The 26,430-nt window shown below is 35.5% G+C and carries 23 protein-coding genes; 17 read left to right on the forward strand and 6 right to left on the reverse strand.

Annotated elements, in window-relative coordinates; translation table 11 throughout:
- Positions 1-108: 108 nt before the first annotated feature.
- From BCR24_RS02140 to lepB, 4 genes are all read left to right on the forward strand, one after another.
- Entirely contained in the window at positions 109-810 is a 702-nt protein-coding gene (locus BCR24_RS02140; protein ID WP_069638920.1) for a hypothetical protein, read from the forward strand.
- Positions 811-844: 34 nt separating this feature from the next.
- Positions 845-2,200 carry a hypothetical protein gene (locus BCR24_RS02145; RefSeq protein ID WP_069638921.1) on the forward strand — a complete coding sequence of 452 codons (1,356 nt, stop codon included), beginning with the start codon at positions 845-847 and terminating at the stop codon, positions 2,198-2,200.
- Positions 2,201-2,232: 32 nt separating this feature from the next.
- On the forward strand, positions 2,233-2,631 hold the full coding sequence (locus tag BCR24_RS02150; protein WP_069638922.1) for a LysM peptidoglycan-binding domain-containing protein: 399 nt from the start codon (positions 2,233-2,235) through the stop codon (positions 2,629-2,631).
- 173 nt (positions 2,632-2,804) lie between these two features.
- Positions 2,805-3,641 carry a signal peptidase I gene (gene lepB, locus BCR24_RS02155; protein WP_083244277.1) on the forward strand — a complete coding sequence of 279 codons (837 nt, stop codon included), beginning with the start codon at positions 2,805-2,807 and terminating at the stop codon, positions 3,639-3,641.
- Between the two features lie 222 nt (positions 3,642-3,863).
- Here lepB and BCR24_RS02160 read toward each other — a convergent pair whose 3' ends face one another.
- Positions 3,864-5,345 (reverse strand): AcpB/EbpR/MafR family transcriptional regulator, encoded by a 1,482-nt coding sequence (locus BCR24_RS02160; protein ID WP_069638923.1) that lies wholly within the window; start codon positions 5,343-5,345, stop codon positions 3,864-3,866.
- A gap of 190 nt (positions 5,346-5,535) precedes the next feature.
- On the opposite strand from BCR24_RS02160, the gene BCR24_RS02165 reads away from it, so the two are divergent.
- The 7 genes from BCR24_RS02165 to BCR24_RS02195 all read left to right on the forward strand — a co-directional run bounded on the left by BCR24_RS02165 (position 5,536) and on the right by BCR24_RS02195 (position 15,998).
- Positions 5,536-6,879 carry an FAD-dependent oxidoreductase gene (locus tag BCR24_RS02165; RefSeq protein ID WP_069638924.1) on the forward strand — a complete coding sequence of 448 codons (1,344 nt, stop codon included), beginning with the start codon at positions 5,536-5,538 and terminating at the stop codon, positions 6,877-6,879.
- 205 nt (positions 6,880-7,084) lie between these two features.
- Positions 7,085-7,312 carry a hypothetical protein gene (locus BCR24_RS02170; protein WP_069638925.1) on the forward strand — a complete coding sequence of 76 codons (228 nt, stop codon included), beginning with the start codon at positions 7,085-7,087 and terminating at the stop codon, positions 7,310-7,312.
- Positions 7,313-7,560: 248 nt separating this feature from the next.
- Positions 7,561-10,260 carry a YhgE/Pip domain-containing protein gene (locus tag BCR24_RS02175; RefSeq protein WP_069638926.1) on the forward strand — a complete coding sequence of 900 codons (2,700 nt, stop codon included), beginning with the start codon at positions 7,561-7,563 and terminating at the stop codon, positions 10,258-10,260.
- 239 nt (positions 10,261-10,499) lie between these two features.
- On the forward strand, positions 10,500-11,663 hold the full coding sequence (locus tag BCR24_RS02180; protein WP_069638927.1) for a cation diffusion facilitator family transporter: 1,164 nt from the start codon (positions 10,500-10,502) through the stop codon (positions 11,661-11,663).
- Positions 11,664-11,811: 148 nt separating this feature from the next.
- The gene (locus BCR24_RS02185; RefSeq protein WP_069638928.1) at positions 11,812-12,132 is read left to right on the forward strand and encodes a hypothetical protein; all 321 of its coding nucleotides are present in this window, start codon (positions 11,812-11,814) and stop codon (positions 12,130-12,132) included.
- A 125-nt stretch (positions 12,133-12,257) separates the two neighbouring features.
- Positions 12,258-13,919, forward strand: coding sequence for a MutS-related protein (locus BCR24_RS02190; protein WP_069638929.1), 1,662 nt, complete (start codon positions 12,258-12,260; stop codon positions 13,917-13,919).
- Positions 13,920-14,174: 255 nt separating this feature from the next.
- Positions 14,175-15,998, forward strand: a complete 1,824-nt coding sequence (locus BCR24_RS02195; protein ID WP_069638930.1) for an APC family permease — start codon at positions 14,175-14,177, stop codon at positions 15,996-15,998.
- Between the two features lie 135 nt (positions 15,999-16,133).
- On the opposite strand, the gene BCR24_RS02200 is transcribed toward BCR24_RS02195, so the two are convergent.
- The 4 genes from BCR24_RS02200 to BCR24_RS02215 are packed head-to-tail and all read right to left on the reverse strand — an operon-like array spanning position 16,134 to position 19,570.
- On the reverse strand, positions 16,134-16,802 hold the full coding sequence (locus tag BCR24_RS02200) for an ABC transporter permease (RefSeq protein ID WP_069638931.1): 669 nt from the start codon (positions 16,800-16,802) through the stop codon (positions 16,134-16,136).
- Positions 16,802-17,734, reverse strand: a complete 933-nt coding sequence (locus BCR24_RS02205) for an osmoprotectant ABC transporter substrate-binding protein (protein ID WP_069638932.1) — start codon at positions 17,732-17,734, stop codon at positions 16,802-16,804. The genes BCR24_RS02200 and BCR24_RS02205 overlap by 1 nt, the downstream gene beginning before the upstream one ends.
- Positions 17,735-17,736: 2 nt before the next feature.
- A complete protein-coding gene (locus BCR24_RS02210; protein ID WP_069638933.1) occupies positions 17,737-18,372 on the reverse strand; it encodes an ABC transporter permease in 636 nt (211 codons plus the stop codon).
- Between the two features lie 4 nt (positions 18,373-18,376).
- Positions 18,377-19,570, reverse strand: a complete 1,194-nt coding sequence (locus BCR24_RS02215) for a betaine/proline/choline family ABC transporter ATP-binding protein (protein ID WP_204638613.1) — start codon at positions 19,568-19,570, stop codon at positions 18,377-18,379.
- Positions 19,571-19,882: 312 nt separating this feature from the next.
- On the opposite strand from BCR24_RS02215, the gene BCR24_RS02220 reads away from it, so the two are divergent.
- The 6 genes from BCR24_RS02220 (at position 19,883) to BCR24_RS02245 (ending at position 25,878) form a co-directional block, all read left to right on the forward strand.
- Positions 19,883-21,871, forward strand: a complete 1,989-nt coding sequence (locus BCR24_RS02220; protein WP_069638935.1) for a glycosyltransferase family 2 protein — start codon at positions 19,883-19,885, stop codon at positions 21,869-21,871.
- A 17-nt stretch (positions 21,872-21,888) separates the two neighbouring features.
- On the forward strand, positions 21,889-22,581 hold the full coding sequence (locus BCR24_RS02225) for a hypothetical protein (RefSeq protein WP_069638936.1): 693 nt from the start codon (positions 21,889-21,891) through the stop codon (positions 22,579-22,581).
- Positions 22,582-22,619: 38 nt separating this feature from the next.
- Positions 22,620-23,162, forward strand: coding sequence for a hypothetical protein (locus BCR24_RS02230; RefSeq protein WP_069638937.1), 543 nt, complete (start codon positions 22,620-22,622; stop codon positions 23,160-23,162).
- Between the two features lie 147 nt (positions 23,163-23,309).
- Positions 23,310-23,627, forward strand: coding sequence for a PadR family transcriptional regulator (locus BCR24_RS02235; protein WP_069638938.1), 318 nt, complete (start codon positions 23,310-23,312; stop codon positions 23,625-23,627).
- 8 nt (positions 23,628-23,635) lie between these two features.
- Entirely contained in the window at positions 23,636-25,183 is a 1,548-nt protein-coding gene (locus BCR24_RS02240) for a DUF4097 family beta strand repeat-containing protein (protein WP_239574196.1), read from the forward strand.
- Between the two features lie 182 nt (positions 25,184-25,365).
- Positions 25,366-25,878, forward strand: coding sequence for a hypothetical protein (locus BCR24_RS02245; protein WP_069638940.1), 513 nt, complete (start codon positions 25,366-25,368; stop codon positions 25,876-25,878).
- Between the two features lie 112 nt (positions 25,879-25,990).
- Here BCR24_RS02245 and BCR24_RS02250 read toward each other — a convergent pair whose 3' ends face one another.
- The gene (locus tag BCR24_RS02250; protein ID WP_069638941.1) at positions 25,991-26,191 is read right to left on the reverse strand and encodes a hypothetical protein; all 201 of its coding nucleotides are present in this window, start codon (positions 26,189-26,191) and stop codon (positions 25,991-25,993) included.
- Positions 26,192-26,430 lie beyond the last annotated feature (239 nt).

A 26,430-nucleotide genomic window follows, 5' to 3' on the forward strand; every position in this document is an offset into this window, starting at 1 on the left:
ACGTAATGTTACAATAAACTATGTATAATTGGGTAGAAAGTGAATAACTTTCAAAAAAGTAGATATATTTAGTGTTTTTTTATTAAGGGATAAAGGAGTTTATATTTGATGACGATTTTCATGTTTGTATTAGTAGTAATACTGTTTCTTTTTTTCAGTTATCAGTTGTATGTTCGATTCCAACTGGAGAGCTTAGATTCTGATAGTCCAAAAATGAAACGCAAGATCAATTTTTATAAGTATCAAGAGAATAATCGATCATTATTATTTTTGATGATTGCAGCAATTATTTTTTGTTTAATCCTTTTTGGGATACTGTATAATCAAGATACTTTAAGAAAAGATAATAAAGAGTTAGAATTCAAGATAGAAGAGATCAAGGACGCCAGAGGAACAGCTTCTGGTGCTGAAATTGAGAGCTATAAAGAAAACACGCTAAAGTTAGCTGAATTTCCTTGGAAGAAAATTGTAGAAAGTCGAGATGCCCAAGCGCTAGACAACTACGAACTTCTACTGATAAGAGATTGGCAGCCCTTTTTTGGAGAAGCGAATGTCGCGATCATGATCAGTCAAAAAACGGGAACGTTGACAGTATCAGTTTTTCCTACGGCCTTAAGCTTTAATGATTTCCAGACTGCTGAAAAAAACATTGAGGCATTTATCAAAGAGTTACAGCCAGTAAAAGAAATCACAATGATCGATTTTAACTTTACATATCGAGATAAAACCAACAAACTCTCTAAACAGTCGTTCGTTTTCACAAGAGAGGCGAAAGACAGTAACTTAGAAAAAGTAAAACTAGATAAATAATGGAAGATAGAAATAAAAGACGGGGTGTAAACACATGGCAAAGAGACGGTTAATTAAGAAAATTAACGAAGTTTCCGAGGAAGAATTAACGCAGGATGTAGATTTTAATTCGGAAGAACCACAACGACCAGCTACTGTAACAACTACGAACAATAGTAATTTATTAGCTGAACAAGAACAAGAGATCACTCGTTTAAGAGAATTGATCGAAGAATATAGATTACAAGAATCTGAATTTGAGAAAAACAAAGAAGAGAACTTTCGTTTATCTCAACAAAATAAACAATTAGTGATCAAAGTTGAGAGTAACCAAAATGAACTTGAACAGATGAAAGAAAAGAATGATGAACTAGCAACACAGCTCAACCAAAAAGAAACTGAGATCTTTGAATTAGAAGATGGGCTTGAGTCAGACGATTCTGCTGAAGAAATCAATCGTTTGAAAGCGGAAATCGAAGTACTGAAAAAAGAAAATACTAGTGGACAAGAACAAATTGCCTACTTAGAAACTGCACTTGTTGAAAAAGATAAAGCCTTAGAAATCCAAATTTCTGAAAAAGAAAAAGAAATCCAACAATTACAAACAGAGTTAGCTGCCCGAGGAACAATCGGAGAAAAACAAGAAGCATTGGAGACGGTGAAGATGGAATTAGAATCATTGAATGAAAAACTTCAAACTACTAATAAAGAAAATCAAGAGTTAACACAAAAACTTGCTGATCTTCAAGAACAAATGCACCGCTTACAACAAGAAAACCAAGAATTAAAAGACAAAGAGACCACTTTATCAACAAATAGTGATGTGTCTGTTGATAACAGTCGTGTTGAAGAATTGAAAAAAGAATTAGAAACAGTTCTTAAAGATAAGAGTGAACTAGAAGCAAGTCTTGGTCGCATCCAAGGTCTAAATGATAAATATTCTATTCAAAAAAATGTTTTCGAATCTGAATTAGCAGGATTAAGAAATAGCTACAAAGAAAAAGAAGAAGAGCTAGAAAACTTAAATGCTGAATTAGAAACAATGCGTAGCTTGTCTACTACAGGAGAAGCAACAGGGAATCAGCTAGCTGAATTATTACAAGCAAAACAACAAATCAATGACTTGTTGTTGAAAAACCAATCCTTACAAGAAGAAGCGTTGAAATCACAACAAGAGATCGGTGAAGTAATGGTTTCTGCTAAGAAGGAAGCAAATCGTATTATTAGTGAAGCGCAAGTTGAATCAAAACACATGATCAACTCAGCAGAACTTGAAATGTTGAACATAGGAAACCGTGCGAAAAATATTTCAAATGAAGTAGAAGAATCTAAAAATGAAGTAATGACGATTTACCGTGAATTGGAAGAACGTTTAAGCAAATTATCACGTTTAGATAAAACTGGAAACTAAACCATTAGAAAACGAATGAGGGGAAGAACAATATGAAAAAACAAATCAATAAAAAATACCGCATACTGTTGATTTCTTCTGCAATATTGTTTAGTACTGTTGTTTACTTTATGTCTGATTCATTGATTTTAGGCGCATCAGCTGGTGGTGGGGGTACAGTATCTGCACCTGTAACAACAGATGATAGCGAAGCCCCTACATCTGCTTCAATACCACAGGCAGCTCAAACACAACAAGAAAGCAATTTAAGCAGTGATGTTGCTTCTGAAGATAAGAATAACGAAGTGCCTAAAGAAGTTTATGTGATAAAGGCTGGTCAGACATTATGGGAAATTGCTCAAGATTCAGGGTTATCAATTCAAACATTAATGAATAAAAATCAGCTTAGTAGTAGTGTTATTGTTGAGGGACAGGAATTAGTATTCGATTGATTATGAGTTTAGGGGGTGGAGCAAAACTTTTAGAGTTTTGCTCCACTTATTTTTTTACATAGGGAGACCTATTGCAGTACTTCTCTTAATTAGCGGGGTTTTATATATGGAAAAAACAGCAACACTCTGTTATCCTTAATTAAGAGTATTAATTGGTATGATTGAGGTGTATCATGGATGAACTAAGAATACGTTTTGAACGACTAAAAAGACAATTAGAACGTAAGTTTAATAAAAATAGAAAGTCAAAAAATAAGAATCGAAAGCGCCCGCACGCTGGCACTAAAAAGAAGCGTCCAAAACCTAGAGAACGAGCAGAAATAATAAGAGAAGAGCCGAGAGTTAAATCGAGACCTAGAGAAGAACGAATTCAAAAAGCTGCTTCAACCAATAAAAAGCGCAAAAAGAAAAAATTAACGAAAGAAGAATTTGAGAAAAGAAAAAAGAAAAAAAGAAAAGAGAATATCACTGAAATCATCAAATTCATGCTACCTATCGTATTATTTGCAGTTTTTGTATTTTTCTTTATTCTGAATACTTCCCCTCACATGGTTGATGGGGATTCAATGAAACCTACTTTATTAGATGGGGATCGAGTGATTGTTCGTCGGACAAAAGAGCCTAAAAGATATGAGGTCATAACATTTAGCCCACCTGTAAAAAGCGAGTTTCAATATGTGAAACGAATCATAGGGATGCCTGGGGATTTAGTATGGACAGAGGGTAATGATTTATTTATCAATCATCAAGCAGACTCTTTACCAAAAGCATCTGAATTATCTGCTGCAAATGAATTACCAGATGGGACAATCAAAGTGAATATATCAGAAGACAGTCTAGCTCAAATGTCACAGCTGAAAAAAATCCCTAAAGGTCATTATTTTGTATTGGGGGATAATCGAAATAATTCCAGTGATAGTAGAGCATTTGGTTTAGTTGATGGTCAAGCTATTGAGGGTGTTGTATCCTTCCGGTTTGCACCGTTTAATAATATTGGATGGATAAAATAAAAAAACGATAAATTTATCGTTTTTTTTATTTTTATAAATCGATTCACTGATCATTATTTTTTATTATATTTTAAAAAATAAAAACAAATTATAGCGGAATCTATGTTAATCTATAATTATGGTTATTCTCACTAAATTTAATATATACAAAGAAAACAGAGAACATAAAGAGAGCGTTCTCTGTTATAATTTCAATTAGTGATGTAACCAACAAGTTTGGCACTATCTTGTATCGATTAACTGAATAATCTGTTTTTCGATTTCAGTCATGTCATAACTATTACCAATATCTGAGAATATATAAACTAATTCTTGTTTTTCAGAAATCACTTCATTGTATATGTTAGAAAGAAGTATGTCATAATGACTGTCTTCTTTAAAAGCTTCAGCTTTGATTGGGTATTTGTGACCTAAAACATTGGTCAAATGCTGAATAACTAATTCACCAATAAAAGGATTCAGTGAATGATAGACACCGATCGCAATTTTTTCTTCATTTAATTCAGCAATATGATTTAGGATGATAGTGTAGTGGATTTCAGTGAATTTATTTTTATAGCTTCCTTTTTCACCATCTTGATCAAATTTTTTGGTCGCAATGTCCATCAGTTCAAAAACTTCATTACCAGAAAATGGATGACGGTGAGCATTGACGATCGATTTGATGGTCCAACTATCAAAGGGCAAGATAAATCCATCAAAATAATAAAGCTGAGAATGTAGCTGAAACAATAAATTTTCAATATACAGTAAGCGTGCAGATGAAGCGTAATTGGACAAATAGCCTTGCTGTTTTAAATATTTTAATATTACTTTATTCATATAGTTTAAATAAGAGCTTTCTCTGCGCTGCTTTTCTGCCAACCTAAAGGCAAAAGATGAATTAGGCGAAAAATTATGCATGGAACAAAAGAAGTCATAAAACATGTATGCTTCATAAATAGTATATGGACGGTCGATCTTTTTCATATATGTATGTAAGGACAAATTAATTTCTTCAAAGAGCGGTCGATCAGGATAATCATAGTTAGGGCTGATAACAGGATTATATTCAGTAGCCAGTCGTCTAAAGGATATTTTCATCCATAATTTTATTTGCAAGACTTCAGTAGGATCAAAGACTACATTGAGAGACTCCCTTAATATATCTACAAAGCCAAGATATTGATTAGCGGTTTCTTTTTCTAAACTGGTTTTATCCTCAAATAGAAACCAAAAGAAACTAAAAAAGAAATAGCGAATCTGTTTTTCTTCTCCGATCAACTTTCCACGTTTGATTTGTAGGCGAAATTCTTTTAAAAGATCGTTTAATTCGGTGATCTTTCGATAATAAGTCGCAGAGCTTATCGCATAATTCAATTGAAAATAGTCGCAAGTCAGTTCACCTTTAGAGAATAACTGGTTCACCATTTGAAATTTTATCGACTTTTCGAGAAAAAGTACAACAACGTTCTTCAAGGGAAAAGTCGGTTGCTTTTTTAAAGTAATATTTTCACCTTTTAACGTTAGTTCAACTTGCTCATTTACTTGATTCTCTTCAAGAAAACTTTGCAGGAAAGACAAATATTCATTTAAAGTCGGTAAGCTAATTTGAAATTCACTAACTAGCTCATTTTTTGTCGCCTTGCCTTGATTGTTGTATAAAAATAATAAGATATCATTCATATAATCGAAGGGCTTTTCTAAAAAATCTCGTTTTAGCATAATAGACACCTCACTTAAAGGATACTTGATTCATGAGAAAATGGCAATACGCAACTTATAAAAAGAAATTAGTCTCTATAATTATTTAAAAAAATCATTTTTTTATATATAATGAACTAGATTGTTACTTTTAAATTATATTTATATAGTTATAAAAATGACTTATTTGATTGAAGGGAGAAGAACCTTAGTGAAAGTAGTAATTATCGGAGCCTCACACGGTGGACTTCAAGCGGCATTAACGTTAAAGAAATTAGATCCTCAAACTGAGGTTGTTCTAATTGAAAAAAGAAGTGAGCTTAGCTTCGTTTCAAGCGGGATCATATTGAGAATGAATCAAATGGTTGATGAGCTGGATAATGTGAGATATCTTACAGCAGAAGAATTGAGTAAAAAAGGCATAGTTGTTTTACTTAATACAATGGTTACTACGATACAGCCGGAAAAAAGCACTATTATCTATGAGGATGATGCTAAAAAAACTTGTAAAGTAAGTTATGACAAGCTAATTCTCGCAACAGGTTCAAACCAATTTTCAACTAATCTGACACTACCAAGTAAAGATAAAGTGACCGTTTTCAAAAGTTACTCCAGTTCAGTGGAAGTATTGAGAAAATTGGAACAGGCAAGATCAATCTCGATTATTGGTGGCGGATATATCGGAGTGGAATTGTGTGATGCTTTGAAAGAAAAAGGCAAAGAAATCCACCTGATAGAAAGTGCAGGATCTGTTCTTTTCCGTTATTTGGATAAGGAACTGTCATCACTCATTGAACAAAAAATCGTTGATTCAGGTGTAAAACTTCATTTAAACGAAAGTGTTATTGGTTTTTCAGATATAGAAGAAGAGAGTTTTATCACCCAAACCACGAATGAAGAAATCAGAAACGATTATGTTATTGTGGCCGTAAATGCTCGTCCTGATACGACATTAGTGAAAGAATTTTTAGACTTAAATGCTAATGGAACAATTCGAGTCAATGAACATATGCAGACAAGTGATCCAAATATTTTCGCTTTAGGAGATGTGATTTCTTATCCTGTCCGCAATAGCTATCGTAAGTCGTTCATCCCTTTAGTGAATAATGTTGTTCGAAGTGCGACCGTTGCTGCTATGAACGTTTTAGGGCATCCGATGAAGTACAATATGACGCAAAAGACAACGGCCACTAAAATTTTCAACAACTATATTGCTACTACAGGGTTAACCGAAGTAGAAGCAAAGTTTGAAGGAATCGAAGTTGAAAGTATCTTTTTAACATTACCAAGTCAGTTGCCTTATCTTAAATTGCAGGAAGAGGTGCATATCAAACTGGTTTTCGAAAAAGGTACGCATAACTTGATTGGCGGACAATTGATGTCTGAAAAGGATATTACGCAATCGATCAACACGTTATCTTTAGCAATTGACAAAGAAACCACACTAGAAGAGTTAGTCACTATGGACTTTTATTTTAACCCAGGAATCAACCAACCAATGGGAATTATTAGCCGTGCTGCATATGAATTTTTGATTGAGAAGTATAGGGTATAAAAATCTTGTCTTTGTATAAGAGGGGTGAAGCATTTCTTTGGCCCTTTAATAGTTATTAAACTTTTTCTAATAGCAAGAGCAGCAAGACAAACATGTTTATGCTGTTTTTTTGTATAATTATTGTTTTTTGTAATAAAAGCGAATTGCTACTACTAATTGTTATTTAAGCGTATAATAAAATAAAAATATAGGAGGGGCATAGCCGATGAAAGCAGCAGAAAAAAATTTTTATGACTTCATCTTAGATCGTACAAAAGCAGATCATCAAGAAGACATGAAACATTTACTAGCAGAATTGCTGGAAAGAAAATCAACGGATAAGCTCGATAAGATGTATCTTATGGGTGTGGTTCCCAGAGCACTTTCTTATCTAGAGCCTGATTCAGTAAATGAAGTGAAAAAAGTAGTATCAGAGTTCTCAGCAAAACTATAGCAAAAAAATAAAGGCAAGCTGATTCATTTGGATGAGTTTGTCTTTTTTAGGTGTCATAAAATAAGAAATGTCCCATTGAACGTGAAGAAAATGGATATGAATGGTTCATAAATAACAATAGACTTGAATTCTCTACGACAATTCAAGAAACCTGTCGTAGAAATGGACAAAAATAGTTTTTTTCATTTGTTATTGATAAAAAAATTATGCTAAAGTAAATCAGTCATTAAAAAGAGTGGGTGAGCAGGATGAAACATATAAAGAACACATTAAAGTTATTTAAATTAGATTGGCAACGTATTTTTAAAAACCCGATCGCTACATTTTTGATTATTGCACTGATGATTATTCCATCACTTTATGCATGGTTCAATATCAAAGCCTTGTGGGATCCTTATGCAAATACAGGAGAATTGCCGATTGCAGTCTACAGTGACGACCAAGCTGTGACATTCAAGGATAAAGAAGTCGATATTGGAAAAGAAGTATTAAAAAATCTTCATAAAAATAAACAATTAGGTTGGCGTTTTGTTGATTCAAAACAAGAATTAGACAAAGGGGTAAAATCAGGAAAGTATTATGCCGGTATCTATCTGCCAAAAGATTTCTCAAAAGACCTATTAAGCTTTACTACAGGGGATATTAAAAAGCCTAAAATTGACTATTCAATCAATGAAAAGATCAATGCGATCGCACCAAAAATCGCTGAAAAAGGTGCAACCTCATTACAAGCGCAAATCACAGATGAGTTCACTAAAACAGCAAGTGGTACTTTGGTTCATGTATTTAATGATATTGGCTATAATTTAGATTCTAATCTGGTTAGTATAACGAAAGTGAAGGATATGATCCTTTCGACAGATGAAAATATTGGTCAAATCGATAAATATATGCAAGAAGTTGTTGCGCTTCATGGGAAAATGCCTGAGTTGAAAACAAAGCTAGCGAAAGCCAATGAATTTGCGGAGTATTTGCCTCAAGTTGATGCTTTAGGAACAAAGCTAGTTGATTTAAACGACAAGATGCCAACAATCAAAGAACAAGCTAAAGTTATTTTGACCTTACAGGAGAAAATCCCAGAAATTCAAAATGCTGGGAAACAATTAGCGATGATTGACGAAGATTTTGCTTCAGTTGAACAAACAATGACGGAAGGAATCGAAGAAGCTAAACAAGGTTTGACCATTATCCAACAAGTTCAAACGGCTTTGCCAGATATTGAAAAACTTGGAGAGCAAGCAGATCAATTAGCGACTGCAACCAGTGAAGGAGCAGTAAAATTACAAGAGGCGTTACCAAGCATTACAAGCAGTATCAAAGTAACGCTAGAGTCAGTTCAAACAATTGGATCAAATGTATCCGCAATTGCTGGTCAAATCGAGCAATTATTGACTGATAATGAATTGACACCAGAAGAACGTGAAACGCTGAAGAAAATGTTGCAACAATTTAGCGACAGCTTAGGGAAGCAGCAAGCAGCAATTGATCAATTGGCTGAAATGCTGACAAGTATTCAAAATTCTTCTGGTAATCAAGAACTTCAACCAATCATTGATAATTTAAATAATCTTAGTACGTTGATTGCAGGGCTAAAAAATCGAGTGGATAGTATTGATGCTGATGGGATTTCAGTGGATCAGTTGAAAGCTGTATTAGGAGAAATTGAAAACATGGCCAACAATATCGCTGGGATTGCTGGCAGTATCAATGTAGATGCAGTTGCAACAGATGTAAATAACATTTTAACAAAGCTCATCACTACGATTTCCAGCGCTCAAGGCTTGCTCGACAAAGCTAAACAAATCGATTTTGCTACATTATTAAATTCAACACAAGCAACTGTTTCTAATGCAATCAGCATCTTAGAAAAATACCAAGCAGAATTACCTGCAATCAAACAAGAAGTGCATGATGCCAATGTTTTACTGAATGGTCATATGGACACGATCGTAAATGGCATTAACAAAGGTGCAGAACTTTACAACAATGAATTGCCTGTCATCGAAGAAAAACTTGGCTTAGCTGCTGATTTTATTCAAAATGATTACCCAGGGATCAAAGAAAATATCACTGGTACTTTAAAAACAGTCAATGACAAAATGCCGGATTTAGAGTCTGCCTTGAACAAAGCAAATGACTTAGTTCAAAATGACTGGCCAAATATCAAGACAGGTGTCCATAAAGCCGCAGAAGCGATCCGAAATGGGGAGAAGGATGTTGACCTTGGACAAGTGATAAAGTTGCTTAAACTGGATGCTAACGCTGAAAGTGACTTCTTTGCTAAACCAGTTGAAGTGAAAGAAAATAAAATTTACCCAATTGCTAATAATGGCTCAGCTAGTACACCATTTTACACAGCTCTTTGTTTATGGGTTGGTGCCGTGTTATTTTCAAGTGTGGCAACAACTGATTTTTATTTAGATGAAAAAGACCGCGGCAACTATTCAAAACGGGAACAATTTTCTGCGAGGATGTTAACCTTTTTAGTAATGGGACTAGCGCAAGCGTTGATTGTGACGTTAGGAAATTATTTCTTGTTAGGAGTAGATGTTAGACAACCAGTATATAGTGTATTATTTGCTTTGTTGATCGCCTTTGCGTTTATGATGATGGTCTATGTACTAGTGGCACTATTTGGCAATGTCGGAAAAGGGGCTGCGATCATTATCCTGGTACTTTCAATCTCAGGAGGTGGCGGAAACTATCCAATTCAGGTTTCCGGCAAATTCTTCCAGTTTATTAATCCATTTTTACCATTTACCCATGCGGTAAATCTATTAAGGGAATCAGCAGGAGGTATTTATTGGCCGAATGCTTGGAAGGCGATTCTCATTTTACTAGGAATTTCAATTGTGTTTTGTGTGTTGGGCATTCTCTTATATCCTTATGTTGAAGAAAAAACGAAGAAGTTAGAGAACGTTTCGCATGAAAGTCATATTTTCCATTAAAAATAAGAAATAACTGCTGGTGAAAGCTTGAATCAAGCCTATAATGGGAGTGATTCAAGTTTTTTTCCTTATTTGTTATCTTTCAAGGTGTCCCTAATAAAAAAACAAAGACATCCAATTGATCAATTAGGGGGATTCTAAACAATAAAAACTCACTAAAAAAAACAGCATTTAACTATACAAATGGCTGAAATCATTTTATAGTCTTAAGATATGCTAAAAATGAGGTAGGGATCACGATGATAAAATTTTTAATAGAGCGCTTTGAAAAAAGCCAACCAAAAAATTCAGATACTCGAACAGCTTTTGGGATTTTTGCGGGGATCGTAGGGTTACTATCTAACTTGCTGCTTTTTGTTGGAAAATTGTTGATTGGACTAATTTCTGGCAGTGTGTCGATTATGGCTGATGCAATGAATAATTTGTCGGATACGGTTTCTTCTGTGCTAACGCTCGTCGGTTTTTATATTTCAGGGAAACCAGCAGATAAAGAACATCCATACGGTCATGAACGTTTTGAATATATCAGCGGTATGTTAGTTTCGTTATTGATTACCTTTGTTGGGTTTCAATTTTTTATGACATCGATTGAACGAATCCGAGATCCTCAAAGTATCAAAGTAACACCAGTAATTCTGATTGTGTTAGTATTGTCGATTCTCATCAAAGTTTGGCAAAGTATTTTTTATCAACGAGTAGCCAAAAAAATTGATTCTAATACATTAGTTGCAACGGCTAAAGATAGTTTAAATGACGTATTTACGACGATGGCTGTACTCGTTTCAGCGACAGTAGAAGGCTTGACTGGCTTGAAAATTGATGGCTTTGTAGGGCTATTGATAGCGTGTTACATTATTTTTAGTGGTTTACAATTGATTCGAGAGTTTGTCAACGAGTTGATGGGGCTTAGACCTGATCAAGCAGCGATAGATGAAATGAAACGATATCTATCCTTAGTACCAGAAATCGTAGGGTATCATGATTTACTGATCCATCAATATGGACCCAATAAAACATTTGCCTCTGTTCATATTGAAATCGATGACCGCTGGAATCTGACTCAAGCCCATGAAAAGACGGATGATATCGAAAAGAAATTTAAAGAAGCGTTGGGGGTTGATCTTGTTTGTCACATCGATCCTGTGAACTTACATGATCAAAGACAACAGTTTATTCACCAAGAGCTGAAAAGAATCATCAAAGGGATCAATAGTGAATTAAAAGCCCACGATATACGCTTAGTAGATCATGGCAGTCAGCCTCGTATTTTATTTGATTTGGTTGTTCCAAACCATTTTAAAGCAACAGACCAGGAACTAAAGATTCGCATTCAAGAACAAGTATATCGAAATATTGGGGATTATTTAGTTGAAGTAACATTTGATCACAATTATTTACTTTAAATTTCTCTTTAATGATAAAAAAATAATAGCTATATAGTTGTTTTTCTCAAAAATATACATAAAAATGATTGTTTTAGCTAAAAAAATGAGAAAATATTGTTCTCTAACATGGTAACATAGGGATGAAATGTTAGGAGGAATGAAAAGGATGGATCGTAACTTATTAATCGTTCTCTATTTTTTTGTTGTTGTGATTGTTGTTTTAACATTAGTGATTGTCAGAGATAAACAATTTTTACGGAGTTTATTAGGAAAAAAAGAAGTACAGCAAGAAGAAATCACGGATTTGAAATTAGAGAAGATTCGTTTGAAACATATTATAAAAATGCAGGATGAGACGATTTCTCATATGCTGAGCTCAACTCAGTATATTAAACCGATGAAAATAGAACCAAACGAAGCAAATCAAGAGACAGAATGGCATTTGGATGAATATACCAGTATGAATCGAGAGTATCACGAATTATAAGTAAATAGAAGAAGTTGAACTATAACTCTTAGAGTTTCCGGTTCAACTTCTTTTAGTTGCTATCCATTTGTCCTTGTATATGAATCGATAAAAACATATACTAGCCTTAAAAAGGAGGTTATTGAATGAATGCTCAATGGATCGTACTTGGTTTTGTGGGGCTGATTATATTGATTATCAGTGTAATGGAAATTTATAATCGCTTAAAATTACGAGCAATGGTCAAAAGTAAGTGGGGAACATTTCCTAATACACGTTTTTTTGATAAAGAGGAAAGCTTGAGGGATGCGTGGTATACAGCTAAAAAATATCGAAAGTATGATAGTGAAGTCGATGAGATCACTTGGTATGATCTAGACGGATTTACTCTGTTTGAAAGAATCAATGCAACCTATTCAAGTGTAGGCTCAGAAGCACTGTATCAGCGTTTACGCAATTTTAACTTCTCAGAAGATAGTCATGACCGTTTGGAAACATTGATTGAGTATTATGAGCAAAATCCTCAGATTAGAGAAGCGATTCAATTTCAGTTTGCCTGTTTAGGGAAACAAGATAAGAATAATGTTGAAAGCTATTTAAGTGAAACTAGAAACCAAGTGCTGCCAAATACAAAACTCTACTTGTTTTGTGGGAGTCTACCGATTGCCGCCGTCGCTTTATTACTGTTATTTCCGAATACCGTATCGATTGTCCTATTGTTAGGCTCGATTTTATTCAATGTGATTTATTACCAAATAAAAAAGGAAAAATTACAACGTGAGCTGATCTGTATGGGGTATTTAGTCCAAACGGTTGTATGTGCAAAGAAATTAGCTAAAGTGAAAACACCTTTTCAAGAAGAGTTGGCAAACAACCTTAAGCCGTTGGCATCAATGACTAAATTTGGTATTTCCTTTCGAATAAAGTCTAACAGTGAGGCTGAAATGATGTTTGATTATTTTGCGATGATCTTCATGCTGCCCTTTATTTCATATAACTTTGTTCTGGAAAAATTAACCAATTATGAAACTCAAGCAAAAGAAATGTGGCGTTTACTTGGAGAATTGGAAGTTGCAGCAGCAGTTTTGAATTTTCGTAAAGTCATGCCAGATACAAGCCAACCTGTATTTTCAAAAGGCATTCAAGTAAAGGGGGAAGAAGTTTATCATCCATTATTAGCCTCTCCTGTGCCAAATGAAGTGAACTGGACAAAAAATACCCTAGTAACTGGTTCGAATGCTTCTGGCAAGTCTACCTATGTTAAAAGTGTAGCGATCAGCTGTATTCTTTCTGCGACGATCCACACCGCGTTAGCGACCAAGTTTCAATTGCCGTTTGCACATATTTTGACATCAATGGCAGTTGAAGATGACATTTTTGAAGGCGATAGCTATTTTGTTGCAGAAATCAAATCAGTTAAACGAGTCCTTGATTTAGCTGAAACAAGAGTTCCGTGTTTATGTTTTATTGATGAAATACTAAAGGGTACGAATACGATCGAACGAATCGCCGCATCATCTAGTATGGTTCATTGGTTAGCAGATTATCCGTCGTTGGCTTTTGTTGCTACCCATGACATTGAACTGACAGAAATCTTAAAAGAATCTTGTGATAATGTCCATTTTCAAGAGCAGGTGACAAAAGAACAAGGTGTATCATTTGATTACCGTCTAAGGCAAGGACCATCAACTACGAGAAATGCCATTCAGCTTTTGCAGGTGTTGAATTATCCGCAACGGATCGTGGCACAGGCAAAAAAAGAAGCAGATTATTTTGATGAATATCGTACTTGGCAAACAGTAGAATAGCAATCAAGACATGAAAATCGTTTTGGATGTTCATGTCTTTTTTCTTGTGACGACAGCGCAAAGGCAGAATCGTTTCCTTGAAAAGATAAGCTTGTTAAAATGAAAAAAACAGTGCTCTAAGAATTTGTTTAAACGATGGAAAGAAGAGCCTAAACATTTCAATTATTTAGCAGGGAAATAATTGACAATCTTACTTTAGAAGCGTAGCATATGTGATTGTTTCGGAAAAAAATAGGAAAAGGAGAGGTTGATCAAGTGGATTATTTAAAGCGATTATTTATCGGTAAGCCGTTAAAATCGACTGAAAATGATGAACATAAGTTGAGTCGTTTTGCCGCATTGGCTTTATTGTCATCAGATGCATTATCCTCTATTGCTTATGGTACTGAACAAATCGTTGTCGTGTTAGTTACGTTATCTGCTGCGGCTATCTGGTATTCACTGCCCATTGCCGCTTTTGTCATTATTTTACTTATTTCATTAACACTATCTTATCGGCAAATCATTCATGCATATCCTCAGGGTGGCGGAGCTTATGTCGTCAGCAGTGAAAATTTAGGGAAAAATGCTGGACTAATAGCAGGCGGTTCTTTATTGGTCGACTACATGTTGACTGTAGCAGTTTCGGTGTCGGCAGGCGCTGAGGCGATCATTTCAGCAGTACCAGCTCTATACGGGCACCAAGTTGTGATTTCCATCATCATTGTTTTATTGATCATGTTGATGAATTTACGAGGCTTAAGGGAATCAGCTGGCTTTTTGATGCTGCCGGTCTATAGCTTTATTGCGATTATTACTTTATTGATTGCTACCGGGCTATTTAAAATTATCACAGGTGTAGTGCCGATTCATGCAACAGCGGTGCCGGGGGCGGTGGTTCCTGGGATTACAATTGCGTTGATTTTGAGGGCCTTCTCTTCTGGCTCCTCATCATTGACTGGGGTTGAAGCAATTAGTAATGCTGTTCCTTTTTTTAAAAAGCCGCGAGCAAAAAATGCGGCTGGTACGTTAACTTTGATGGCTGGGATTTTAGGCTTTTTCTTTGTAGGAATCACGTTTATCAACTATTGGTATGGGATTGTTCCACAGACGGAAGTGACTGTCTTAGCTCAAATCGGTAAAGCAGTATTTGGTCAAAATATTCTTTATTATCTCTTGCAGTTTGCAACAGCTTTGATTTTAGCTGTTGCAGCTAATACTGGCTTTTCAGCGTTTCCAGTGTTGGCCTTTAATTTAGCGAAAGATAAATTTATGCCGCATATGTATATGGATCGTGGGGATCGTTTGGGGTATTCAAATGGTATCTTGACTTTAGCTGCAGGTTCAGTGGTTTTGCTATTAATTTTTCAAGGCTCAACAGAACGATTGATTCCATTATATTCAATCGGTGTGTTTATACCGTTTGCCTTATCTCAGACTGGGATGGTAGTAAAATGGCGTAAAGAGACAAAAAAATGGTTGTCAAAATCAATTGCAAATATGATTGGAGCATTCATTTCTTATGGAATTATCGTTATTTTATTCATGTATCGTTTGGGAGATATTTGGCCATTTTTTATTATTATGCCAGTACTGATTTTTATTTTTTATAGTATTCATGCTCATTACAAAAATGTAGCCGAACAGCTGCGCTTAGAGGAAACTGTGGAACAACAAGAATTTTTCGGCAACACAGTGATTGTGTTAGTTGGAAATGTGACGCAAGCCAATGTGGGGGCGGTAAATTATGCCCGTTCAATCGGTGATTATGTCGTTGCGATGCATGTATCGCTTGATGAGAATGTGGAAAAGGAAAAAGAAATCGAGACGGAGTTCAAAAAACAATTTCCTGATATTCGTTTTTCTGTCGTCCATTCTTCGTATCGTTCGATCACAAATCCAATTCTTCGTTATGTCGATTTGGTTAGTAAAAATTCAGCTAAGCGGCATTATACAACGACGGTCCTGATTCCTCAATTCGTCCCTAATCGTCGTTGGCAAAATATTTTGCATAATCAGACGAGCTTACGTTTGCGCCTGCGCTTATCTTGGCGCGAGAATATTGTCGTTGCAACATATAGTTATCGTTTGAAGAAATAAAAAAAGCAAGTAAGAATCAGAAGAGATTCTTACTTGCTTTTTTTGTTAAAGCTAAAAAGGCTCATACCGCTTTACTAGATATAGCGGCACAAAACAGCCTTTGAAGAAAATAGATAAGCGTTTTGTTCCACTTTTCTATGAATGTTTACTAGCTGGATCTAAGCGGCGTTCGATCATGCCTAACACCCAGTCTGTAATGATCGCCATTAAGGCCGTTGGTAAGGCACCAACAAGAATGATCGCTGTCCCATCAGTTGCATTAGTACCGCGAATGATGATATCTCCTAACCCACCGGCACCGACAAAAGCACCAATTGCGGTGATCCCGATTGCTACGACAAGAGCATTTCTAATTCCTGCCATGATCACAGAGACAGAAAGCGGCAATTCTACCATGTAAAGCCTTTGCCATTTTGTCATGCCCATTCCTTTGCCCACATCTAATATATTTCGGTCGACTTGGATCATCCCAGTATAGGTATTTTTGATGATCGGTAAAAGCGAATAGAGAAAGACCGTGACGATAACTGTGTTGACACCCAGACCAAGACCTAACATCAAGATTGAAAGCATCGCGAGAGAAGGAACCGTCTGAATCAAGTTTGCAATACTGACGACCCAACCAGCCATTTTTCTTCTACGGGCAATGAAAATCCCGATAGGTATACCAACGATAGCGGCAAATAATACACCGTAGATAGAAATTAAGAAATGCCGAACGAATTGACTCAAAACATAACTGCCATTTTGCTCAAAGTAATAGAAAAACTGCTGCAGTAAATTCATATCTTGTAAATTCTGCATTATTTTCCACCTCCTTCAGACTCGAAGAAATGGTGTTCTTTTAAGAAATTATCCGCAACGGTTTCAGGTTCCATTAGATCATTGTCTGCTTGATAGTTTAGCTTTTGCATCGTTTCGGTTGAAATTTTTCCTGATAATTTACTAAGGACATCACTTAATTCAGGATGTTTTTTCAAGATTTCATCTGTTGCGACTGCACAGGCATCATAAGGCGGGAAGAAATGGAGATCATCTTCTAAAATAACCAAATCATAACTGCCGATTCGGCCATCTGTTGAATAGCCTAAAACAACATCCATTTTATTCGCAGCCACTGCGTCGTAAACTAAACCAATCTGCATTGGAAACACTCGTTTAAAATCAAAGCCATAGGTTTCAGTAAACCCTTTATAACCGTCCCCTTTACGGTCGATCCAAGATGTATCAACACCAGCAGTTAGCTGGTCGCCAACTTTTTTAAGATCACTGATTGTTTTTAAATTATATTTCTTGGCCGTTTCTTGTGTAACCATAAAAGCGTAGGTATTGGCAAATCCGTAGGAATTAAACCATTTTTGCTGGAATCTTTTTTGAAACTCTGATTGGACTACCTCAAAAGCTTTTTTAGGTTCTTTGATTGGTTCTAGATTAAGTGTTGTAGTCAAATCAGTCCCTGTGTACCGGGCAGCTGAAATTTGTGCGTCACCATTCATCATTGCTTGGTGATTGATTGTAGTCGTTGCTAAATTATTGATGATCGTGGTTTTTTCATCCGTGTAATGCTCGATCATACCAGCGACTAGGCTTGCTAATATCTGTGCTTCTGATGTGATTCCGCCAGTAATAGAAATCGTAGAGTCATCGGCGTTAGAAGCAAGTCCAGGTAAGGAGCAGCCCGATAATAGTAAAGCACTACAAAAAGTGATGAACAATAATTTTAATTTTCGTTTCATGATTATTCCGCCTCCCTTAATGCTTTAGGCGTTAATTTTTTCTCTAATAGCCCTAGTAATAGATCTGCGGCCAAAGCCAAAATAGTAACAGGAATCGTTCCGGCAAAAATCAAATCGGGTTGATAATTATTTAATCCGCTGAAAATGAAGTCTCCAAGACCACCAGCACCGATATAAGAAGCTAATGTGGCCCATGCAATCACATAAACGGCAGCTAGGCGAATCCCTGCCATGATCGTCGGCATCGCTATTGGTAATTCGACCATAAAGATCGATTGGACATTGGTCATGCCCATTCCTTTGGCAGCATCTTTATAATCAGAGCTGACTTCTTTGATTCCAATATACGTATTTCTTAAAATAGGTAATAAAGAGTAAATAAACAAAGCAATGATAGCTGGAATTTTTCCAACACCAAAAATTGGGATCATCAATGCAAGTAAAGCTAAAGAAGGGACAGTTTGTAAAGCACTGGTTAAGCCGATAACAATGGCCGCTGTTCTCTTAGTTCGTGTCAATAAAATTCCAATAGGTACTGCAAATAAAATACCCAAGAGAAGAGCTATCCCGGAAATAAAAATATGTTCACCGATTTTAGTGACAAGCTCATTTCCTCGTTCTAATAAAAACTGATTCATTTTTTTACACCTCCGTTTGAGGCTGTTTGACATCAGTTGGTTCTGTTTCTCTTGAAGCAGTCGTCACATTTTCTGTGTCTTCTTCACCCCAGATAACATCGTAAACGATATCTACTAGTGAGGCTCTAGTTAAAATGCCAACTACTTTTTGTTTATCATCTACCACTGGAACATATTTTAAACCACGTTTTAAGATTCGTTGTAAGGTATCGCGTAATAGTGACGATTTTTTTACAAAGAATACTTTTGGATTCATGATATCACTAACGCTAGTCGCAATATTTCTACGGCGGTCAAGGGTTTCAACATCGATAAAGCCTTTTAACACGCCTGCGCCATCCACCACTAAGAGTGTATCAACACGTTTTTCTCTCATGAGTTTGATTGCTTCTGACAATGATTTTTCTGGTGTGATCGTGATCGCGTTATTCAGCATCACTTCACCAACAGTGGTAATATCTGGTTTGGCTTGAATCAAGCGGTCTTCGCCAATCAACTCTTCAACAAATTCGTTGACTGGATGGCGTAAAATATTATCAGGTGTATCAAACTGAATAACTTTTCCTTCACTCATGATGGCGATTCTATTTGCTAATTTTAACGCTTCATCCATGTCATGAGTAACAAAAACAATAGTTTTTCCTAAACGTTCTTGTAAGTCTTTCACTAAATCTTGTAGAGAATCTCTTGTGATCGGATCTAAAGCACCAAAAGGTTCATCCATTAAAATGATATCCTGGTTGGCTGCAAGAGCTCTTACAACACCGATTCTTTGTTGTTGCCCACCAGAGAGTTCATTTGGATAACGATCAAGCATTTCTCTAGGTAGTTCAACTAGATCGATCATTTTTTCTGCAATTTTATTCCGTTCTTCTAAGTCGACTTTTAATAACTTAGGTACAAGTACGATGTTTTCTCGGATCGTCATGTGTGGCATTAAACCGATATTTTGAATAACATAGCCGATTTTTCGACGTAACTCCACTGGATTGATCGTTTGGATATCTTCTCCATTGATCATGATTTTTCCTTTTGATGGATCGGTCATCCGATTGATCATCCGCATAGAAGTTGTTTTTCCGCTACCACTAGTTCCGATAAAGCAGATAAATTCACCTTTATCAAAAGACAAATTGATGTCATCTACAGCGATTTTTCCACCTTTGTAAATTTTTGAAACATGTTGAAATTCGATCAACTTTCTCACCCCAAATTCTTTTTTCTTGGTCTTGTTTCTTAACTAGTTTCAGTGTTTCCTGACAAATGTATCTACTACTAGTATGCTACAAAACAACGATTTGGACAAATCAGATGTTTTTTTCGCCATTTTAGGATTAAAAAATAACAAATGTAGGTAGAAAATGAGGATTTTTAACGATAATTATGCGGGAAAGTGTAATAAGATTTTCAAATCCAGCTATTATTCTATTGACAATAGCTGGAAACCTTAGTATATTGATGACTAGCTACTACTATTTTATGAATAATAGGGAGTGAAAAGGAGAAGGTAATGGAGAAGGTTGGATTAGGATACATGGTATTTAGTTTAAGTTATTTATTCTTGTTTTATTTTGTATCTAAGAAAAATGAACACTATAGAAAATTTGTTTTATCAGGATTTGTTATTATTCAATTTATTTATTTAGTTTGGCGTTTGTTTTATACGATCCCAAATGGAAGTATAGTTGAGATAATTGCTGGGAGTTTATTATATTTGGCTGAATTTATGGGATTTATTCAAGCCTTTACGTTAGTCATCTTATTTTGGAAACCTTATAAGCGAGCTGAAAAATCATTAGCTGAATTAAAAGAATTGCCAACAGTTGATATTTTGATCGCTACATATAACGAAAACATTGAAATTTTAGAAAGAACGGTGGTTGGGTGTCTATCGATCGATTATCCTAAAGAATTATTGAAAATTTATTTTTGCGATGATGGGGACCGAGCAATGGTGAAAAAATTAGCAGAAAAACATTGTGTTGAATTTATCGCTCGTCCGACTCACGAACATGCAAAAGCGGGGAATTTGAATTATGCGCTGACAAAAACAAGTGGGGAAATCATCGTGACTCAAGATGCTGATATGGTGCCTAAACGCGAGTTTTTACAGCGGACATTAGGACATTTTTCAAAAGAGCTAGTTGGTTTTATTCAAACGCCGCAGACTTTTTTTAATTCAGATATTTTTCAGCATAATTTATATTTAGATGGTGAAATCAATAATGAACAAGACTTTTTTATGCGCAGTTTAGAAGAAGGGAAAGATCGATTCAATGCGGTACTTTATGTAGGCAGCAATGCTTTATTTAGAAGAGCTGCGCTAGATTCTATCGGAGGTTTTACAACAGGTGTCATCACAGAAGATATGGCTACAGGATTGCTGCTACAAAACAATGGATGGGAGGGTGTATTTGTTAATGAAGCCCTTGCCTCAGGACTATCCCCAGAAACGTTAGCCGATTATGTGAAACAACGAGATCGTTGGGGACGTGGCAATGTACAAGTTATCAAAAAATATAGATTGAATACATTGAAAAAACTATCATTTATGCAAAAGTGGTTTTATCTTGATGGCGTGATGTTTTGGTATGCAGGGCTCTATAAATTGATTTTTTTACTTTCCCCCTTTCTTTATTTAGTTTTTAACATTTCTAGCCTAAAAACCACATTAGCTCAGCTGGTGATTTTTTGGCTGCCAGCTTTTTTATCTGGAAGTTTGATGTATAAATCTGTTGCTAGAAAGAAATACAATTCCTTCATAAGCAATATTTACGAGCTAGTGACAGCTCCTCAAGTTTCTTGGGCCGTTTGGAAAGAAACGTTATTTAGCCCTAAAAAGAATAAGAAATTTCACGTAACAGTCAAGGGGATTCAAGGGGAAAAAGGATATTTTGATTGGCGTAATTGTAAAGTACAGATTTTATTATTAGGTGCAAACTATTTTGCCTTGATTTATTATATCCTGCACTTGGATTTCAACCACTTACAATGGTGGGATGTTCTTTCCATCAATATTTACTGGCTGTTTTATAATATTTTTAGTTTGAGCGTCGCAGTTAGTGTAGCATATGAGCGGCCACGCATGCCGATGAATATTCCTGTCGATTACGAAGGGGAAATAGTCAAGGGCGATCAAGTGATCCCAGTTCGAATCAATTATTTAGGTGAAAAAAGTGTAACGATCAGCGTTGATCAAAATGAGCCGTTTTTAAGCGCCTTACTCAATCAAGACGAAGGCTACCTCTCTTTCCAAAAAATCAAACATGTCAAAATGATACGCTCGAGTATTATTAATGTAGCGGGAAATGTTGAAATGACCTTCAAGATTCAAAAATTTTCACGTAAAAATCATTATCGTTGGCTAGGCTTGATTTATTCTGATCCGACTTATGGAGTAGGGGATGTTCAGTCAATCAGAGTTAAGTTTTATACCATTTTCAAGTATATAGTCAAAAATAGAAGAGATGCACAAAAAAATCAACAGTTATTGTCATAAAGGAGCCAAGTAGACGTATGAAAAAAAAGAGAATAATTAGTATGCTAATTTTGATCGTTGTTGTTTTTACTGGATGCACTAGTAAGACTGCTGATCCAAAAGATGTCGCTACAACATTTATTAATAATGTGATTTATAGGAAAGATAAAGATGATGCTGAAAAATATTTTTATAAATTAGATGCACCAAGTCAAACAGATATGGTCGAGGATTTTTCTGAGCTATTCGATCTATCAAAAGAACAAGCCAAAGAATTGGTGAGCATTTACCAAGAGCAATTGGACAAAGAAACAAGCTTTTCAGTAAACATAAAAGAGAGCAAGTCAGAAAAAAAAGAAGCGCAAGTAACGGTCACAGGCTTGGATCAGACAAACTTTGATCAGACGATTGACCAAAAAACAGACGAAGAATTGGTGCAATGGTTAAAAAATAAAGGCTATGATCAGCTTGAAAAATTAGATGATATTGACAAAATTTCCGATGAAAAGCAATTAAACGGGATTTTAAAAGAACTAGATGCATTAAAAGACGGAGACCTTAATCAAATCCAATTCGAAGCACTTAAAAAAACGTTTAAGGAATTAAAAGCCGCAAAAGAACCGAAAACGATTCGATTGGAATTAGAGCCAGATAAGAAAGAAAAAAAATATTGGCTCATATTAGAGGAAGAGAAACGATTTAGCGAATTACTAGATGCTTTCCAAGGATAACTATAGTATAGAAATATGTTGATTAAGGAGAACTTAGAATGAAAAAAATGATAGTATTTTGCATAGCTCTTTTAATGATCGGTATCGGGATGACCCAGACAATAAATACCGCAGATGCTGCTTTTTCTAAAGATGAAGTCGTCAGAGAGCGCTTTGCTTTAAAACGAGAACAATTAGCAGAAGTGGTTTCAAAAAAAATCGCACATGTTGAAAATTCGATCAAGAAAAAGCTCAAAGAACAAGAAGCCAACAAAATCAAAAAACAAAAAGAAGAGGAGGATAAAAAAGCTGCAGCTAAAAAAGCAGAAGAAGAACAAGCGGCCAATCAAGCCGCAGCCCAAGAGGCTGCACAAGCAGAAGAAGCGGCAAAACAAGCGGTGATCCAAGAAGAACAACAAGCACCTCAAGCGCAAGGAGATGGAGAAACAGCTGATGCTGTGTCAGGTGCCTCTGCAAATGGGCAAGAGAGAGGGCAAAGAAATAGAGAGTGGGGCAATCAACTGAGCGATCCTAATTTGACACCGGCAGAACGTCAAGGTATCATTCAAGAGAAAAAGAATTACAACCGCAATAACCACTGACAAAGAACGAAACAACGCCTTGTACCAAAGCTCAAAGCCCTTTGGTCTAAAGTGGATTTTAGTCATGTTTGCTCTTTTGTTATTTCAGTGGACATTATCGAACAGCGGGTAATTTGTCAATCAAAACTGTGATAAGGGGATTGAGCGATGAGGGCTTCCAGCCAATTTAAAAAAGGTGCTTTAGAAATGTGTGTACTTCATTTTATTCAAAAAGAAGATCGATACGGATACGAATTAACACAACGAGTAAATCAATTTATACCAATCACTGAAGGGGCGCTTTACCCAGTTTTGCGTCGATTAGTCAAAGAATCATACTGTGTCATTTATACCAAAGAATCGCCTGATGGTCCTTCTAGAAAATATTATCAAATGACAGATAAAGGAAATGAGTATTTAGAACTTTTAGAACATGATTGGGATGAGTTCGTTGAGCAAGTCACTAAACTGAGGGGGGCCGATTAGTGAAAACAATGAAAGAATATTTAAATCAGCTACAAGCAGCTTTTGCTGAAGAAGATATAGAAGAGTTTAACGAATTAAAAGAAGATCTATTGGAACAGTTAGCGATTTGTTTAGAAGAAGGTCAGACTGAAGCAGAAGTTGTTGCAGGCCTTGCCCCACCCGAAGAGATTGCAGCGGATTACTACGCAGATTTAAGTTTAGATGCTGCAATCAATGCTAAAACGTCAGTTGTTCCAAGAGAAGAAATTCAAGATGTTTTCATTCAAACGCAGAAAAAAAGAATACAGAAATTTATGGAAACAGTCTTTAAAGTATTGAAACCATTATTTCTTCTGTTACTTTTAGCCTTGTTGGCTTTTTTCTTGACGTACACAATCAAAGAGTTGATAGAAGAGCAGAATCTTGCGGGGATTCCAACGATTTTCTGTTTACTGTTGATAGCAATCATTTTGCAAGTAATAAAAGGCTGGCAAAGTGAAAAACGATCATGGATCAATGGTTTGTCGATTGGCTTTTTAGCCTTTGGAATGGGCTTGCTGTTATTTTGTTCAATGACGAACCGATTGATGTATACAGGGAGACAATACTATAAAGAAATCAGTTTAACATCAAGCAATCATGCTGCGTTTAGTTTTGATTCAGATGCGGATGTCGAAATTACAACAGTAGAAGTATCTAGTACAGAAAAACCTAGTTTGATGGTCAAAGGTCGCTTTAAAGAAAGCGATATCAAAAAAATTGAAACGGGTTCATATGATAATAAAGTGAATTTGACTTTAGATGAAGAAAGTATCTTTGATACCTTTACCCGCACTGGACGATCAGAAGTGATTTTCTTTATTCCAAAAGGCACAATCTTGGATGATTTTCATTTGGGATTAAGCCGTGGAGATCTGCGCCTGTTAGATATTCAAACAAAGAATTTTGACTTAGATTTACTCTCTGGAGATGTTTACGCTAAAAATATTATTGCAGATGATGGCAATGTCAGTAGCGAGTACGGTGATGTGATCATAGAAGAATCCGCAATGAATTTAAAGGTTAAAAGTGTGTCTGGTAAAACAGTCATTACGGGTATGCTGGGTGATCTAACAATCAACGGCGATAAAGGACTCTCCATCCTGAAATTTTTACGCTCAGATAATGTTGTGTTGAATAATCATTCAGGTAGAATGATCCTAGAAGATTCGGAAACAAAAAAACTGACAGCAACTGCAACAGATGGTCAAGTTATCGTTAAACGAACAAAAGGGGATCTTTTGATGTCTAATGAAAGCGGAAAAATCGTTTCAGAGGAAAATCAAGGCACATTAGATTTAAAAAATGGCTCCGGCCAAACGATTGCTGTCCAAGAAAGTAAAGTAAATGCGCAGGTCTCTAGTCAATCCGGATTTATCAAATGGCTGCAAGATCCTAGCCAGTCAGTCAAGATTACAGCAAGTACAGGGACTGGCGAATTGAGAAATGATTTTTCAGATGTAGCAAACAACGGAAAATATAAAGTTAATGTGAAATCGAAAACAGGAGATGTTAAAATCTTAGAAAAAGTTGAATAAACGTAACAATTTTAGTCGCTTAACGTTATGAAAGATGGGTGCCACAATTAGTGAATTAAGGAGAGCTAGACAAAACGCAATACGTTTTGTTTTGCTCTCCTTAAATCTGAACAAGTGGTTAAGAAACAACGGAGAATTTGTTTTAACGTACTTCCTAGGAAAAAAGTTTTTAAGGAGAAAAGATGTTTAATAAAAGGAAAATAAGAAAATGGTTTAAACAAGGACAGCTAGCTTTGAAAGAAAATGATCACCAACAAGCAGTCTATTTTTTTAAGCTAACTATTGAAACAAGTATTAAAAATGGTGGGATTCAATTAAATGAGTGTTTTAATGCATTTGTTTTACTTGGAGATATCTATAGTGAACAGATGTGCTTTGGAAAAGCGGATCAACTTTATCGAATGGCTGCTGGGCTGGATTTTTCAGCAAAGTATGTTTTGTTAAAACAGGAACTCTTCCATGATGAAACAAATTATGAAACGAATAGCAAAAAATGGTTGGAAAAAAATATGATTGATTTTACTGATATTATTCAAACAAAAGATAGAAAGAATTGGCATTTTCTTATTGAAGAAGGAAAAATCAGTTTACAAAAATTATTGCCCCCCAATAAAATAGAAGATCAAATGCAGGTGGAAACGGATCAAGATTTTGTTTGGTCTTACGAAGAGTGCGCAGATATACCGAATATGTAAACGAAAAAAAGCCGAGAATAAAAATGGTTTATTCATTTTATTTTAGGCTTTTTTTAATTAGTTCTGGTTCAAACATTTTATGTAAGCGAGCAAAAAGTGAAGAAAATTAGCTTTATTTTAATAATAAAACCAGATAAATAAAAAAATTTTTGACACTTTGTTGACTATGAAATTGTTTTTCTTTAAAATGAGTAATAGGATAGAAACGAATATAATAAAAAGGCACTTCAAAAATCAGTTGGCGCTGATTCATGAAGCCCTGAAAAGTCAGAGAACGCTGACCAATCAAGTTGCCCTTGTCAATGCGTAACATCGACATATTCCATTTTACTCAATTTTCGAAGAAATATCTAGAACTTTCTTTATGGATTTTGAGATGGATCATGTGATGCCTATTTGTTGAACATGCAATGGTGTTGGTAGAGTTTACCAGCACCATTTTTTTATTTTGTTTCTATCCAGAAAAAGTAAAGCGTTGTGTTGTGGGCTTGTGACACAGATTGAAGCCGACAATCGGTCACGAGCTAACAATGTGGGCTTTACGAAATGAAA

This window comes from Enterococcus ureilyticus (assembly GCF_001730315.1).
Classification (GTDB): Bacteria; Bacillota; Bacilli; order Lactobacillales; family Enterococcaceae; genus Enterococcus_L; species Enterococcus_L ureilyticus.

What these genes read in the sequence shown, in the direction of transcription:
- BCR24_RS02145 (WP_069638921.1), top strand. Translation starts at nt 845, where the DNA reads ATGGCAAAGAGACGGTTAATTAAGAAAATTAACGAAGTTTCCGAGGAA.
- BCR24_RS02220 (WP_069638935.1), top strand. Translation starts at nt 19,883, where the DNA reads ATGGAGAAGGTTGGATTAGGATACATGGTATTTAGTTTAAGTTATTTA.
- BCR24_RS02250 (WP_069638941.1), bottom strand. Translation starts at nt 26,191, where the DNA reads ATGTTACGCATTGACAAGGGCAACTTGATTGGTCAGCGTTCTCTGACT.
- BCR24_RS02140 (WP_069638920.1), top strand. Translation starts at nt 109, where the DNA reads ATGACGATTTTCATGTTTGTATTAGTAGTAATACTGTTTCTTTTTTTC.
- BCR24_RS02185 (WP_069638928.1), top strand. Translation starts at nt 11,812, where the DNA reads ATGGATCGTAACTTATTAATCGTTCTCTATTTTTTTGTTGTTGTGATT.
- BCR24_RS02230 (WP_069638937.1), top strand. Translation starts at nt 22,620, where the DNA reads ATGAAAAAAATGATAGTATTTTGCATAGCTCTTTTAATGATCGGTATC.
- BCR24_RS02150 (WP_069638922.1), top strand. Translation starts at nt 2,233, where the DNA reads ATGAAAAAACAAATCAATAAAAAATACCGCATACTGTTGATTTCTTCT.
- BCR24_RS02245 (WP_069638940.1), top strand. Translation starts at nt 25,366, where the DNA reads ATGTTTAATAAAAGGAAAATAAGAAAATGGTTTAAACAAGGACAGCTA.
- BCR24_RS02240 (WP_239574196.1), top strand. Translation starts at nt 23,636, where the DNA reads ATGAAAGAATATTTAAATCAGCTACAAGCAGCTTTTGCTGAAGAAGAT.
- BCR24_RS02170 (WP_069638925.1), top strand. Translation starts at nt 7,085, where the DNA reads ATGAAAGCAGCAGAAAAAAATTTTTATGACTTCATCTTAGATCGTACA.
- BCR24_RS02210 (WP_069638933.1), bottom strand. Translation starts at nt 18,372, where the DNA reads ATGAATCAGTTTTTATTAGAACGAGGAAATGAGCTTGTCACTAAAATC.
- BCR24_RS02235 (WP_069638938.1), top strand. Translation starts at nt 23,310, where the DNA reads ATGAGGGCTTCCAGCCAATTTAAAAAAGGTGCTTTAGAAATGTGTGTA.
- BCR24_RS02225 (WP_069638936.1), top strand. Translation starts at nt 21,889, where the DNA reads ATGAAAAAAAAGAGAATAATTAGTATGCTAATTTTGATCGTTGTTGTT.
- BCR24_RS02175 (WP_069638926.1), top strand. Translation starts at nt 7,561, where the DNA reads ATGAAACATATAAAGAACACATTAAAGTTATTTAAATTAGATTGGCAA.
- lepB (WP_083244277.1), top strand. Translation starts at nt 2,805, where the DNA reads ATGGATGAACTAAGAATACGTTTTGAACGACTAAAAAGACAATTAGAA.
- BCR24_RS02180 (WP_069638927.1), top strand. Translation starts at nt 10,500, where the DNA reads ATGATAAAATTTTTAATAGAGCGCTTTGAAAAAAGCCAACCAAAAAAT.
- BCR24_RS02205 (WP_069638932.1), bottom strand. Translation starts at nt 17,734, where the DNA reads ATGAAACGAAAATTAAAATTATTGTTCATCACTTTTTGTAGTGCTTTA.
- BCR24_RS02190 (WP_069638929.1), top strand. Translation starts at nt 12,258, where the DNA reads ATGAATGCTCAATGGATCGTACTTGGTTTTGTGGGGCTGATTATATTG.
- BCR24_RS02160 (WP_069638923.1), bottom strand. Translation starts at nt 5,345, where the DNA reads ATGCTAAAACGAGATTTTTTAGAAAAGCCCTTCGATTATATGAATGAT.
- BCR24_RS02200 (WP_069638931.1), bottom strand. Translation starts at nt 16,802, where the DNA reads ATGCAGAATTTACAAGATATGAATTTACTGCAGCAGTTTTTCTATTAC.